The sequence below is a fragment of the Sulfitobacter sp. D7 genome, assembly GCF_003611275.1.
GTDB classification, from domain to species: domain Bacteria; phylum Pseudomonadota; class Alphaproteobacteria; order Rhodobacterales; family Rhodobacteraceae; genus Sulfitobacter; species Sulfitobacter profundi.
The window spans coordinates 2,732,884-2,746,024 of sequence record NZ_CP020694.1 but is presented as its reverse complement, the minus strand read 5'-3'; the positions used below and the strand labels follow the sequence as shown (position 1 = coordinate 2,746,024).

The 13,141-nt window shown below is 64.2% G+C and carries 12 protein-coding genes; 6 read left to right on the top strand and 6 right to left on the bottom strand.

The features are described 5' to 3' along the window. Positions 1-7: 7 nt before the first annotated feature. Positions 8-2,431: an ATP-dependent helicase HrpB gene (hrpB, locus tag B5M07_RS13270; RefSeq protein WP_120352271.1), complete on the bottom strand. Its 2,424-nt coding sequence runs from the start codon at positions 2,429-2,431 to the stop codon at positions 8-10. A gap of 80 nt (positions 2,432-2,511) precedes the next feature. Here hrpB and meaB point away from each other — a divergent pair, with 80 nt between their 5' ends. Then, positions 2,512-3,486 (top strand): methylmalonyl Co-A mutase-associated GTPase MeaB, encoded by a 975-nt coding sequence (gene meaB / locus B5M07_RS13265; protein ID WP_120351661.1) that lies wholly within the window; start codon positions 2,512-2,514, stop codon positions 3,484-3,486. Here the strand turns inward: meaB and B5M07_RS13260 are convergent. The 3 genes from B5M07_RS13260 to B5M07_RS13250 all read right to left on the bottom strand — a co-directional run bounded on the left by B5M07_RS13260 (position 3,483) and on the right by B5M07_RS13250 (position 5,682). Continuing rightward, the gene (locus tag B5M07_RS13260; protein ID WP_120351660.1) at positions 3,483-3,911 is read right to left on the bottom strand and encodes a PACE efflux transporter; all 429 of its coding nucleotides are present in this window, start codon (positions 3,909-3,911) and stop codon (positions 3,483-3,485) included. The genes meaB and B5M07_RS13260 overlap by 4 nt on opposite strands. A 122-nt stretch (positions 3,912-4,033) precedes the next feature. Next, the gene (locus B5M07_RS13255) at positions 4,034-4,978 is read right to left on the bottom strand and encodes a tyrosine recombinase XerC (RefSeq protein ID WP_205570868.1); all 945 of its coding nucleotides are present in this window, start codon (positions 4,976-4,978) and stop codon (positions 4,034-4,036) included. After that, a complete protein-coding gene (locus B5M07_RS13250; protein WP_120351659.1) occupies positions 4,975-5,682 on the bottom strand; it encodes a DUF484 family protein in 708 nt (235 codons plus the stop codon). The genes B5M07_RS13255 and B5M07_RS13250 overlap by 4 nt, the downstream gene beginning before the upstream one ends. Before the next feature lie 269 nt (positions 5,683-5,951). Here B5M07_RS13250 and B5M07_RS13245 point away from each other — a divergent pair, with 269 nt between their 5' ends. Further along, complete coding sequence (locus B5M07_RS13245) at positions 5,952-6,872, top strand: nitrilase-related carbon-nitrogen hydrolase (RefSeq protein WP_162931871.1); 921 nt, start codon at positions 5,952-5,954, stop codon at positions 6,870-6,872. A gap of 63 nt (positions 6,873-6,935) precedes the next feature. Here the strand turns inward: B5M07_RS13245 and fsa are convergent, their stop codons facing one another. Beyond that, complete coding sequence (gene fsa / locus B5M07_RS13240; protein ID WP_067623130.1) at positions 6,936-7,589, bottom strand: fructose-6-phosphate aldolase; 654 nt, start codon at positions 7,587-7,589, stop codon at positions 6,936-6,938. 122 nt (positions 7,590-7,711) lie between these two features. On the opposite strand from fsa, the gene B5M07_RS13235 reads away from it, so the two are divergent. The 4 genes from B5M07_RS13235 (at position 7,712) to B5M07_RS13220 (ending at position 12,797) form a co-directional block, all read left to right on the top strand. Continuing rightward, positions 7,712-9,901: a primosomal protein N' gene (locus B5M07_RS13235; RefSeq protein ID WP_120351658.1), complete on the top strand. Its 2,190-nt coding sequence runs from the start codon at positions 7,712-7,714 to the stop codon at positions 9,899-9,901. Between the two features lie 253 nt (positions 9,902-10,154). Next, positions 10,155-11,387, top strand: coding sequence for an MFS transporter (locus B5M07_RS13230; protein WP_120351657.1), 1,233 nt, complete (start codon positions 10,155-10,157; stop codon positions 11,385-11,387). Positions 11,388-11,469: 82 nt separating this feature from the next. Further along, positions 11,470-12,342 (top strand): 50S ribosomal protein L11 methyltransferase, encoded by an 873-nt coding sequence (locus B5M07_RS13225; protein ID WP_120351656.1) that lies wholly within the window; start codon positions 11,470-11,472, stop codon positions 12,340-12,342. 110 nt (positions 12,343-12,452) lie between these two features. After that, positions 12,453-12,797: a hypothetical protein gene (locus B5M07_RS13220; protein WP_067628411.1), complete on the top strand. Its 345-nt coding sequence runs from the start codon at positions 12,453-12,455 to the stop codon at positions 12,795-12,797. Between the two features lie 96 nt (positions 12,798-12,893). Here B5M07_RS13220 and B5M07_RS13215 read toward each other — a convergent pair whose 3' ends face one another. Next, positions 12,894-13,112 (bottom strand): DUF1127 domain-containing protein, encoded by a 219-nt coding sequence (locus B5M07_RS13215; protein ID WP_120352269.1) that lies wholly within the window; start codon positions 13,110-13,112, stop codon positions 12,894-12,896. Positions 13,113-13,141: the final 29 nt, after the last annotated feature.

The following is a 13,141-nucleotide window of genomic DNA, read 5'->3' as shown; positions in this document are numbered from 1 at the left end:
TGTCGTTTCAGGTGCCGCGCGGTTTGGCCCGCAGGGTCGGGTCCGCGACCGTGGGGTCTTCGGGCCACGGGTGGCGGGGATAGCGCCCGCGCATGTCTTTGCGCACATCCCCGTAGGAACTTGCCCAAAATCCGGGGATGTCCATCGTGACCTGCACCGGGCGCTGAGCGGGGGAGAGCAGGGTAACCTGCAATGGCTGCCCGCCCACCGTCGGATGCCGGGTAACGCCGAACATCTCTTGCAGGCGCAGGGCGATGCCGGGGGTCTCACCGCTGTAGTCAATGGCCACGCGCCGCCCCAATGGGGTTTCGAAATGCGCGGGCGCGTTGCGGTCCAACTCTTGCTGTTGCTCCCACGTCAGCCGCGCCTTGAGCGCCGAGGTGATGTCGAGCGCTTTCCAATCGCCAGTGCTGCGCACACCGGCCAGATGCGGCAGCAGCCAGTCGTCCAGCGTCTCCATCAGATGCGCTTCGCTGAAATCAGGGAAGGGCGCGGGCATCAACCGGGCGCGGGCCAGAAACAGCGCCGCCGCCTTGCCGGGGTTCAGCCCCAATTGCCGCACACCGTCAAGCATCGCGACCGCCATCGCATCCGCGGGCGCATCGGGCCATGTGCGGTCTTCGAGTACCAGCGCACCGAACACCTCTTGCCGCCGGGTCAGCACGCGCCCCTCGCGGCGCGACCAGATGCAGACCTCCTGCCAATGGATTTGGTCGGCAAAAGTGCTGCGCAGCTCAGCGTCCGAGATCAGCGCCGCCTGCCGGATGCGCGCCTCTCGCGGGTCGCCGTCAAGGTCGGTGGCCACCAGCAATCGCGTGCCTGCCATCGGGTCGGCCGCGGGCAGGATCGCGCCCTTGCCGCCCGATAGGACATAGCGCGGTGCCTCGCCCTTGCGGCGCAGCCCGACGCGGTCTGGGTAGGCAAGGGCCGCCAGCACGCCCAGTCCGTCCGGTCCGTCGCCCTTTGTCATCCGGCCCAGCCGCTTGGCCTCGGCCTTGATCCGCGCCAGTGTCGGGGCATGGGGCGGGGTGGCGCTGCGTTTTCCGTCCAATGCATCCATCCTGAGCGACAGGTCCACCGGCGCGCCGCGCATCGGGTCACGCTCTGCCAAAAGTGCGGCCAGCAGCGGCGCACGCGGCCCGCCGCGGGCCACCATATGCGCCAGACGGGGGTGCAGGGGCAGCTTGGCCAATTTGCGGCCATGGTCGGTGATGCGGCCTGTGTCGTCCAACGCACCGAGCATGCGCAACACCGCCTGCGCTTCGGCCAAACGGCCCGGATGGGGCGGGGTGACAAAGCTTAATTCTTCGGCCTGCGCGCCCCAAAGCGCCAGTTCCAGCGCGAAGCCGGTGAGGTCCCCCGCCTCAATCTCGGCTGGGGGGAAGGCGGCGAGCGCGCCCTCTTCGCCGCGTGTCCAGAGCTTGTAGGCCACACCCGCTTCGACCCGTCCGGCACGGCCCGCGCGTTGGGTGGCCTCGGCGCGGGTCACACGTTCGGTCACCAGTCGCGACATGCCAGAGGCCGGGTCGAACAGCGCGCGGCGCGAGCGGCCAGCATCGACGACGATGCGAATGCCTTCGATGGTGAGCGAGGTTTCCGCGATGGAGGTCGCCAGCACGACCTTCCGCCCCGACCGCACAGGCGCGATGGCGGCCTGCTGCGCTTTGAATTCCAGCGCGCCGAAGAGCGGGGCCAAGGTGCAATCCGGCGGCAGCGCAGGACGCAACAGCGCCTCGACCCGCTTGATTTCACCTTCGCCCGGCAAGAAGACCAGCGCCGATCCGGGGGCTTCGGCGAGCGCCGTCAGCGTCAGGTCGGCCACCGCATTCTCAAGCCGTTGCTTGCCCATGGGCTTGTCGAGCCAGCGCGGCTCTACCTCAAAACTGCGGCCTTCGGAGGTGACGATGGGGGCTTCCATCAACTCTGCCACCGGGGCGGCATCAAGCGTGGCGGACATGGCGACCAGCAACAGGTCGTCGCGCAAGGCGCCCGCCACTTCAAGGCAGAGCGCGAGGCCCAGATCGGCGTTCAGCGAGCGTTCGTGGAATTCGTCAAAGATCACCGCACCGATGCCGGGCAGGTCGGGGTTGTCTTGCAACATGCGGGTCAGGATGCCTTCGGTGACGACTTCGATGCGGGTGTTCTTCGATACCGCCGAAGCGCCGCGCACGCGAAAACCCACCGTCTGGCCGGTCTCTTCGCCAAGGCTTTCGGCCATGCGCGCGGCAGCGGCACGGGCCGCAAGGCGGCGCGGTTCCAGCATCAGGATGCGGCCCTTGGTCAGGCGAGCGTCGAGCATTGCCAGCGGCACGCGGGTCGTCTTGCCCGCGCCGGGGGGGGCTTGCAGCACCACGCGGCCCGTGTCGCGCAGGGCGGCGATCACGTCAGGCAGAACGGCGTCGATGGGCAGGGCGAAATCAGCGTTGGACATGGCGCGGTTATCGGGCAAAGCCGCCGCCGCGCCAAGGGTGGGGATGGACAATTCCGCGCCACCCCCGCAAAAGTTGGCCCATGGATATCGACGATCTGGCCAAGGGCATCATAGCAGGCGAGCGCCGCGCGCTGGCGCGGGCGATCACGCTGGTGGAATCGGGCCGTGCGGATCACCGTGCGGCGGCGGCGGACCTGCTGGCGAAGCTGCCCACCGACCGGCAGGCGCTGCGCATCGGGCTCTCAGGCACGCCGGGGGTGGGCAAATCCACCTTTATCGAAAGCTTTGGCATGATGCTGACGGGGCAGGGCAAGCGCGTGGCGGTGCTGGCGGTGGATCCCAGTTCGGCGCGTTCGGGCGGGTCGATCTTGGGCGACAAAACGCGGATGGACCGGCTCAGCCGTGAGCCGCGCGCCTTCATCCGTCCTTCGCCCAGCCAGACCCATCTTGGCGGTGTCGCCCGCCGCTCGCGGGAGGCGGTGCGGCTCTGTGAGGCGGCGGGCTTTGACGTGGTGCTGATCGAAACCGTGGGCGTCGGCCAGTCCGAGACCGTGGTGGCCGAGATGTCGGACGCCTTTGTGTTGCTCTTGGCCCCAGCGGGCGGGGATGAGTTGCAGGGCGTGAAACGCGGCATTATGGAGATTGCCGATCTGATCGTGATCAACAAGGCCGATGGTGATCTGAAATCCGCCGCTGCGCGTACCCGCGCCGACTATGCCGGTGCCCTGCGTCTGCTGCGCAAACGCCCGCAAGACCCCGAAGGCTTTCCGCGCGCCACGGCGGTTTCGGCGCTGGAGGAAAACGGTCTGGAGGAGACTTGGGCGTCCTTGCAGGAATTGACCGACTGGCGCCGCGCGCAGGGCTTTTGGGACCGCACCCGCGCCGCGCAGGCGCGCTATTGGTTCGAGCAGGATGTGAAGCACCGGCTTTTGGCGCAGTTGGAGACACCGCAGGCGAAGGACGATCTGGCACGGCTCAGTGACGCGGTGGCCGAGGGCGCGCGCGATCCGGCAGAGGCGGCGGCTGAGTTCGTCAGCCGCCTGCGCGCCGATTAAGACGGGCGGGCAGGCTCTGGCACCGGGAAGAGCACGTCGTAAACCCAGTTAAAAACAAAGGCGTAGATCAGGTAGAACAGCGCGAAGCTCACGTCGATCAGGAAGGCCTCCATCAGCGAAATGCTCAGGTACCACGCGATGAAGGGCATCAGCACGAAGAGCAGGCCAATCTCGAAGGTCACGGCGTGAAGTACCCGGATCGGCACCGTCTTGCGGACCGTGCCGCGCAGACGGCGCAGGGCGTGATCGAAGCCAAGGTTGTAGAGGTAGTTCCACCCCGTCGCGATGCTGGCGCTGACGATGGTGACGACGCCAATCTCATGCAGTGGCTTGTCAAACAGCCAAGCGCCCATGGGCGTGACGATCAACAGGGCGAGAACTTCAAAGCTGATGGCGTGGCGGATGCGGTCTTCAGTACTGCGCATGGGGTCGGTCCCGGTATTAGTCGGGTCGTCCCGAGTGGCTGCCCAAATGGGGGAGGTCGTCCTCGCTTGGGCTTAATATGGCGATTGGGGCGCAGGGTGCAAGAGGGTCGGCTTGGAAGGGCTCAGCGGCCCGCTTTGGGATGGGCGTTGTTATAGACTTCCATCAGCCGCGCGGTGTCGACGGCGGTATAGGCCTGCGTGGTCGAGAGCGACGCATGGCCCAGCAATTCCTGAATCGCGCGCAGATCACCGCCCGCATCGAGCAGATGTGTGGCAAAGCTGTGGCGCATGGCATGGGGTGTGGCGGTGGCGGGCAGGCCCAGTTGCATCCGCGCATCGGCCATGACCTGTGCCACGGCGCGCGCGCCCAAGGCGCCGCCGCGAATGGCGCGAAACAGCGGGGCTTGCGGCTCTTGCGGGTAGGGACAGACAGCGAGGTAATCTTCGACAGCGGCGCGTGCAGCGGGCAGCACCGGTACGACCCGTTCCTTGCCGCCTTTGCCGATGATGCGCAGACTATTTGGCAGGGGCGCATCGCCGCCTTTAAGGGCGAGCGCCTCGGAAATCCGCAGCCCGCAGCCCCACAGCATCGTCAGCACAGCGACATCGCGCGCCGCGACCCATGGGGCGCGGGCTTGGGTTTCGACGCAGTCGATCAGCGCGCGGGCGGCATCTTCGGCCAGCGGGCGAGGGAGTTTTTTCTGAAACTTGGGCGACCGGGCAAGCAGAACGGCGGTGGGCTCAAACCCCTCCCGCTCGGCCAGCCAGCGGTAGAAGGCTTTCACCGCCGAGAGTTTGCGCGCCACAGAGCGTGAGCCGACCCCGCCGCTGCGCGTGCTGGCCATCCAAGCGCGCATGTCGCTGATGGTGATTTTCGCCAGCGCGCCAAGGCCTTGGGTGTCGCCCTTATGCAGTGTCATGAAGCTGAGAAACTCGGTCACATCGCCCCGATAGGCGATGACTGTATTCTCTGCCGCGTCCTTCAAAGCGCTCTGGTGCGCCAGCCACGTTTGCAGCGCGTCCCGCGCGGCGGGGCTGACCAGCAGCGGATTTGCCTTCTCGCTCAAGACAGCCAGCGGCGCATGGTGCGTTCCAGCACGCCGGTAAAGAAGGTGAGCAGATCGGTGCCTTGCTGCGGGCCAAACATATGCGGGTCTTCGGCCCCCATGACCAGAAGGCCGGGCAGGCGGCCTATGCCGAAATCGAGTTTTAGGCAGGCCTCAGAACGGATCCAGCCCGCCTTGGTGCCATACAGCGCCTCAGAACCGTCTTGAAGTGCGCGCAGGGTCACCTGACGCACCATGCCGCCGCGCCCTTGAGACAGATAGTCGTCGATAAAGCCCGGCTCGGCCACGGTCAGCACATCGCCCAAACGTTGTACTGCCGGATCATTGTCGTTCTGCACCGACTCAAGCACCAGTTTCACCGCATCAACGCGCAGGATGTCGGCCACTTCGCCACCCAGATTGCGCAGAAAGGTCTCAAACTCCACCGGGTCCAGCATCTGCAGGATCGCGCGGTGGATCTGATTGGTCCCGGCGAGGTTTTCATAGGCCGCGGCGATGACGCTGCGGTGGGTGTCTTCCAACCGATCAAGCCGGGTTTCCAAACGCTCCATCGCAATGCCGCGCAGATCGACAATATTGCCGCCCATGGCCTTTTCATTGGCCGCAATCAGCGCTTGCATCACATCGCTGTCGTCAAGGATGACATCGGGCGCGGAGATGATCGCCTCGCGCAGGGCGTCGTCGATTTTGGGGCTGCTGCTCATGGGCGTCTCTTTTTGATTTGCGGTGTCATAGCATGGTGGGGCGTCAAGATCTGCCCCCAATTGGTCACGGGTCTTGACGCCTGCGGTCTTTGTTGCCGCCTTGCGTCAGGCCGGGATGTAGAACGAAGCCCACGGGAACAAAAGCGGCGCGGGTGTGTTGGCCCCGGTCGACGCGCGGATTTCAGCCGCAAGGCACGCGCGCCTGATCGAAGCCTGCTGCATATCCCCGGATGTGGCGAAATGGCCCTTGCCGGGAGAGGAAATCTTACATGGAACATGTCTCTGTCGATCTTTGGGCCGCCAACCTTCAGGTCACGCCGGATTCGCTGCAAAGCTGGCTTGCCAGTGTGGAACTGCGTCTGCAACAGGCCGCCGCGCGCGAGGCGCAGCTTTTGGTGATGCCTGAGTTTTGCTGCGCACAATGGCTGAGCTTTGCCCCGGCGGACCTGCCCGCAGAGCAGCAACTGGGCTGGCTCGCGCAGACCGCCGCGCTGGCGCTCGACCCGATGCGCCGCATGGTGGAGCAGACAGGCGTCGCCCTGCTGCCCGGCACATTTCCTGTGGCCTTTCCATCGGTCGACGCGCCCGAGGGGTATCTCAATCAGGCGTGGTTCCTGACGCCGGATGGTGGGATGCAAGTTCAAAACAAACTGAGCCTGACGCCGCTTGAGGCAAATGGCGCCAGCGGCGTGACCATCGCGGGCACCGGGATCAACCTGTTCGATTGGAACGGGCTGCGCTGTGTCATCGCGATCTGTCTCGATGCGGAATATACCGCGCTCTGGTCGAAACTGGGCGAGCTGGACCTTGATCTGGTGATCATCCCCGCCAAGACCGACATGATCACCGGCTACAACCGCGTGTTTAGCTGTGCACGGGCGCGGGCGATCGAATTGCAAACCGCCGTGTGCTGTGTCGGCGCGGTCGGCGCGCCGTTGACCCCCTGGCAAGAGGATACCGGCGTGGGCGGGGCGAGCGTCTATCTGCCCTGCGATGTGTCGGTGGCCTTGGACGGGATGCACGCGGCCTTGCCGCCCCAGACGGCGGCGCAGGGCATGGATCTGGTGTTGCAGGCTCCGGCGATTCCCGTGGGGCAGTGCCGTCGCATCCGCGCAGGCGCGGCCGAGGCCGAGGTGCGCCCCGGCCTGTGGTCGGGCGATCACCTGACTGTCGAAGGCAACGCCGCATAGGGCAAAGAAAATCCCCCTCCGCCAGGGACGGAAGGGGTTTGATGTCTTGGGGCTAAGGCCGGATCAGAGGATGTTCTGACCGGTCTTTTTCCAATCGGCCATGAACTGCTCCAGACCTTTGTCGGTCAGCGGGTGGGAGGCCAGTTTCTTGATCACTTCTGGCGGCGCGGTCATCACGTCGGCACCGATGCGCGCGGCGTCGAGCACGTGATTCACGCTGCGGATGGAGGCCGCGAGGATCTGCGTCTCGAACCCGTAGTTGTCATAGATGGTGCGGATGTCTTGGATCAGGTCCATGCCATCGAGGTTGATGTCGTCCAGACGGCCAATGAAGGGCGAGATGAAGGTCGCGCCAGCTTTGGCAGCGATCAGCGCTTGGTTCGCCGAGAAGCAGAGCGTCACGTTGATCATGTGACCTTCGCCCGACAGAACCTTACAGGCTTTCAGCCCGTCCCATGTCAGCGGCAGCTTGATGGTGATGTTGTCGGCGATCTCAGCCAGTTTGCGGCCTTCGGCGATCATCGCGTCGGCTTCCAGCGCCACAACCTCGGCAGAGACGGGACCATCAACGAGGTCACAAATCTCTTTGGTGACCTCAAGGATGTTGCGGCCTGATTTCAGGATCAGGGAGGGGTTGGTGGTCACGCCGTCGACCATGCCAAGGTCATTGAGTTCGGCGATGGCGTCGATCTCGGCGGTATCTACGAAGAATTTCATGGGCTTTCCTTCCGGGTTGGAATGTGATCGCTAACAGGTCTATTGCTTGCCTTGGCTTTACCGCATGATCTGCGATGCTTAAAGCCTCAATTCTCCCTAGCGACACGGAGCATGCGGCAGACATGGCTGAATTCTACCATCATGGCGAGTTGCTCTCGGTGATGACCACCCAGCCTTTGGGCCGCGCTTTGGACTATCGCGCGCCCGAAGGTGGCTGCCATGCGGGGGCGTTCGTCGAGGTGCCATTGGGCCCGCGCAAGGTGATGGGCGTGGTCTGGGGGGCGGGGGTCGGGGACTATGACATCAACAAGGTGCGCCATGTCATCCGGGTGCTGGACGCCCCGCCGATGCGCGATGAGATGCGCGAGTTTTTGCTGCGCTCGGCGGCCTATACGCTGACCCCGCTGCCCGCGATGCTGCGGCTGGCCACCCGTGCGCCGGGTTTGGGCGATCCGCCGTCGATGCGCAAGATTTACCGCGCGGGCGAGGGCCTGCCGACCCGCATGACCGACGCGCGCCAGCGCGTGATGGCGGTGTTGGAGGAATACGGCGATCTGGCCTTCACGCTAAAGGAGTTGTCGGAGATGGCCGGGGTCACCTCTTCGGTGGTCAAAGGTTTGGTCGATCAAGGTGCCGTGCGCGAAGAGGAAAGCCCCCGCGATCTGCCGTTTCGGCGGCTGGATCCATCGTTGCCCGGCAAGGCACTGACCGAGGATCAGGCGACAGCGGCGGCGGTTTTGCGCGAAGGGATCAAGGCAGAGACCTATGGCACGACCCTGCTGCGCGGGGTCACCGGATCGGGCAAGACTGAGGTCTATCTCGAAGCCGTCGCCGCCGCCGTGCAATCCGGGCGGCAGGCGCTGGTCCTCCTGCCGGAAATCGCGCTGACCGAACAGTTTCTCGACCGGGTCGAGGAGCGCTTTGGCGCGAAGCCTGCCGAATGGCATTCCGGTGTCACCATGACCGAACGCCGCCGCATTTGGCGCATGGTGGGGCAGGGCAATGCGCAATTGGTGATCGGTGCGCGGTCAGCGCTGTTCCTGCCGTTCCAGAACCTCGGGCTGATCGTCGTGGATGAAGAGCATGACACGTCTTACAAACAAGAGGATGGGGTGCTTTATAACGCCCGCGACATGGCCGTGCTGCGCGCCTCGATCTGCGGGGCGCAGGTGGTGCTGGCGAGTGCGACGCCAAGTCTTGAGACTTGGGCCAATGCTGAGGCGGGCAAGTATCGGCGGTTGGAGCTGACCTCGCGCTTTGGTCCGGCGGTGATGCCGAAGATGGGCGCGATTGACATGCGGCAGGCGGGTTTGCCGGGGGATAAATGGATCTCGGGCGAGATGAAGCGCGAGGTCGATGCGCGGCTGGAGCGCGGCGAACAGGCGATGCTGTTCATCAACCGTCGCGGCTATGCGCCGATTACGCTGTGTCGTGCCTGTGGCGAGCAGATTGGCTGCGATCAATGTGACGCGCGGATGGTGGAGCATCGGTTTCTCAAGCGGCTCGTTTGCCACCAATGTGGTGAGACCAAGCCGATGCCCGAGGTCTGTCCGTCTTGTCAGGTCGAAGGCAAGCTTGCACCCATCGGGCCGGGGGTTGAGCGTTTGGGCGAAGAGGCCACGGCGCTCTGGCCCGAGGCGCGGATCGCGACCCTGAGTTCGGACATGTACGGCTCGGCCCGGGCTTTGAAGGCCGAGATCGCGGGCATCGCGGAAGGGGCGGCGGACATCATCATCGGCACGCAACTGGTCGCCAAGGGGCACAACTTTCCCAAGCTGACGCTGGTGGGGGTGATTGATGCGGATTTGGGCCTCACCGGGTCGGACCTGCGCGCGGCGGAGCGGACGTTTCAGCTGATGCGGCAGGTGGCGGGACGTGCGGGGCGGGCCGAGGCGCCCGGCGCAGCGCTGTTGCAGACCTATCAGCCCGAGCATCCGGTGATCCGGGCGATTTTGGCGGGTGAGGAGGAGAAGTTCTGGGCCGCCGAGGCAGGCGAGCGGCGGCAGGCCGGGGTGCCGCCTTACGGCCGTATGGCAGGGATCATCCTCAGCGGCAGCGATGCGGCGGCGGTGTTTGATCTGGGCAACCATCTGGCGCGGCATGACGGGCCGCTCAGGGCGGTGGGGGCGCAGGTTTTTGGCCCCGCGCCCGCGCCGATCGCACGGGTGCGCGGGCGGCATCGGGTGCGGTTGTTGGTCAAGGCAGATAAGGGCGTGGCGCTGCAGGAGGCGCTGAGCAAGTGGGTTGGTGCGCTGCGGCTGAAGGGGGATTTGCGGCTGGCCGTGGATATCGATCCTCAAAGTTTTTATTGAGGCTGGCTGGCGTAACGTCCCAATGGGCACAACAGCCCGGAACCAAGGCCGTAAGGCCGCCGGGCAGCGCCAGACCGTCCCATGGTCTGGCGCTTTTGCAACTGGAGTGGCGGCTTGCGTATGTGTCACATGCGTTGCAGCCATAAAGTGCCCAGCTGAGAAATTATATGCGCCAGCCCCCGGTCTGGCACTGCCCGGCTCAGCGTTTGCCTTTTCTCTCGCCATTCCCAGAACCCCGGCGTAATAAATCCGCATGACCCGTTTCATCACCCTCGAAGAGGCCAAGGGCCTGCCGTTCTGGCGCCGCCCCGTGGCTCTGCTGTTCCTCATGGCGCTGGCCATGCCCATCGCCTTCAACACATGGTCGGCGCTGCTGAATAACTTCGTCATCGAGGTGGCAGACTTCGACGGGTCCGACATCGGCCTGCTGCACACGGTGCGCGAAATTCCCGGCTTTCTGGCCATCGGGGTCATCGCGATCTTGCTCTTTGTCCGCGAACAGGTGCTGGGGCTGATCTCGCTCGCGCTGCTCGGCGCGGCGACGGCCATCACGGCTTATTTCCCCTCAATGGGCGGTATCCTGACGATCACCATGCTCAGCTCGATCGGGTTCCATTACTACGAGACGGTGAATCAATCGCTGCAACTTCAATGGCTTAAGATCGAAGACGCGCCGCGCATGATCGGCTGGCTTATGGCGGCTGGATCGCTGGCGACGCTGGTGGCCTATCTGGCGATCATGGCGCTGTGGGAAACGCTGAACCTCAGCTACAGCATCGTTTACATGATCGGCGGCGGCGTCACCGTTGCCGTGGCCATCATCGCCATGCTGGCCTATCCACAGTTCGAAGCGCCCACGGTGCAGAACAAAAAGATGATCCTGCGCAAGCGCTACTGGCTCTATTATGCGCTGCAATTCATGTCGGGCGCACGGCGGCAGATTTTCGTGGTCTTCGCGGGCTTTATGATGGTCGAACGCTTCGGTTTTGAAGTGCATGAGATCACCATGCTCTATCTCATTAACCTCGTGGCCAATATGATCTTTGCTCCGCTGATGGGGCGCGCGGTCGGCCATTTTGGCGAACGCCGGACGCTCACGGTCGAATATGTCGGGCTGATCCTTGTCTTTCTCGCTTACGGCGGTGTCTATTACCTCGGCTGGGGCGTGGTGATCGCGGCGACGCTTTATGTGCTGGATCACATGTTCTTTGCCCTCGCACTGGCGCTGAAGACCTATTTTCAAAAGATAGCCGATCCCGCAGATATTGCACCCACGGCGGCGGTGGCCTTTACCATCAACCACATCGCGGCGGTGTTCCTACCAGTCGGGCTCGGCCTGCTTTGGCTCGTCTCGCCTGCGGCGGTGTTCTTCCTTGCCGCGGGGATGGCGGCAGTGTCGCTGATGCTGTCACTGTTGATCCCGCGCCACCCGGCACCGGGGCATGAGACGATCTTTCAAACTGCTGTGCCGCAGGCCGCCGAATAGGCCGCGAAACCCAGCATGGCTTGACCCGACACGCGCGCGGCCCTAGGCGAAGCACAACCGCACCGCAGCAAAGGACCGCGCCATGCCCACTTTCACCGCCCTCACTACCCTCACGGGCCGCGACCCCGCCTATGCCTTGGGCGAGGCGATGGAGCGGCTGATTCCCGAGCCCACCGGCGTTGGCGTGTTTGAGGTCGAAGACGGATCGGGCCTGTGGGAAGTCGGCGGTTATTTCGAAGAAGCACCCGATACGGCCGCGCTGGCGGTGCTGGCCAAGGCGATGGGCGCGAAGGATTTCACCGTCTCTGAACTGCCCGAAACCGACTGGGTCGCCCATGTGCGCCGCGAGCTGGCCCCCGTCGAGGCGGGCCGCTTTTTCGTCTACGGAAGCCATGACGCCGACAAGGTGCCCGAAGACTGCGAGCCGCTGCTGATCGAGGCCGCCATGGCCTTTGGCACCGGGCACCACGGCACGACACTGGGCTGCCTGCGCGCGCTGGACCGTCTGGCGGGCGAGGGGTTCCACGGCAAGAACGTGGCCGACATCGGCTGCGGCACCGCCGTGCTGGCCATGGCCGCCGCGCGCATCTGGCCCGAGCCGGTATTGGCCAGTGACATCGATGAGGTCGCGGTCGAAGTGGCGCAGGCGAATGTCGATGCCAACAACCTGTCGGGCCGTGTGGCCTGTGTCGAGGCCGCAGGCTTTGATCATCCCCAATTGGCCGAAGCAGCCCCCTTTGATCTGGTCTTTGCCAATATCCTCAAAGGGCCGCTGGTCGCCTTGGCCCCGGATATGGCCGGGGCGCTGCAACCTGCGGGCTATGCGATTCTCTCGGGCCTTCTGAACGAGCAGGCCGACGAGGTGATCGAGGTTTATGCACGATCCGGCATCAAACTGGTGCACCGTGAGAGCATTGGTGACTGGACGACACTAACGCTGCAAACTAACGCATAATTCGCGCCTCATTTTCGTTGCATTTGGCCCTTTTGCCGCTTTGTTGCCACAATTTGCCTTTATTCAAATTGGCAGCAAACGGTGGGGGCCGGATTGCTACGGAGGCTGTGATGGCTGAAGGACACGCTCAATTCGCGAAACGGATCGAACTTCTGGGGCGCAAGCATCGGAAGATGGAACGGGGATATGTCACCCGCGTCGGGCGCGACGGGTTGATCTCCGTCTTGCCGAAACGTGCCCGTCGGGGTTTCCCGATGATGGGGTTTTTCCTGATCGTTCTGGTATTTTTCGGCTTCAAAGCCTTCACCCTCGCCGCGATCGGCCCGGTGACTTATAATGAACGCCTGTCGCGGCTGGCCAATGGTTCAAACTTAGAGCAGATCGGCGCCAAGATGATGGCCATCGACCCGCTGACCAAGACAGTAGCCGGGCTGACCGGCCCGATCATGCGGTGATCTTAAGCCACTGACTTTTGACATGAAAAAGCCGCAGCGGATGCCTTCCGCTGCGGCTTTTTCTTTGGGTAGGTTTCGATGCGGGCGGGCGCAGGCTTAGCGCACGAAGTGGTTCTGTGCGACGAGGTCAATGTCACCCCGGATCAAGCCGATGTCCTGCAATTCAAGATCGGTCAGGTCCGACAGCGCCTTGCGGGTCGCGCGGCTGTCTTGCCAATCTTCGACCGCCGCGAAGAACGCGCCGAAAAAGCCAAGGATACGTGTGACGGCCGGGGTGGAGCCGTAAGCGGTGCGGGTGGTGTCGAAAGCTGCCATGGGGCCGTCCTTTGTTTGATCGTCGGTTG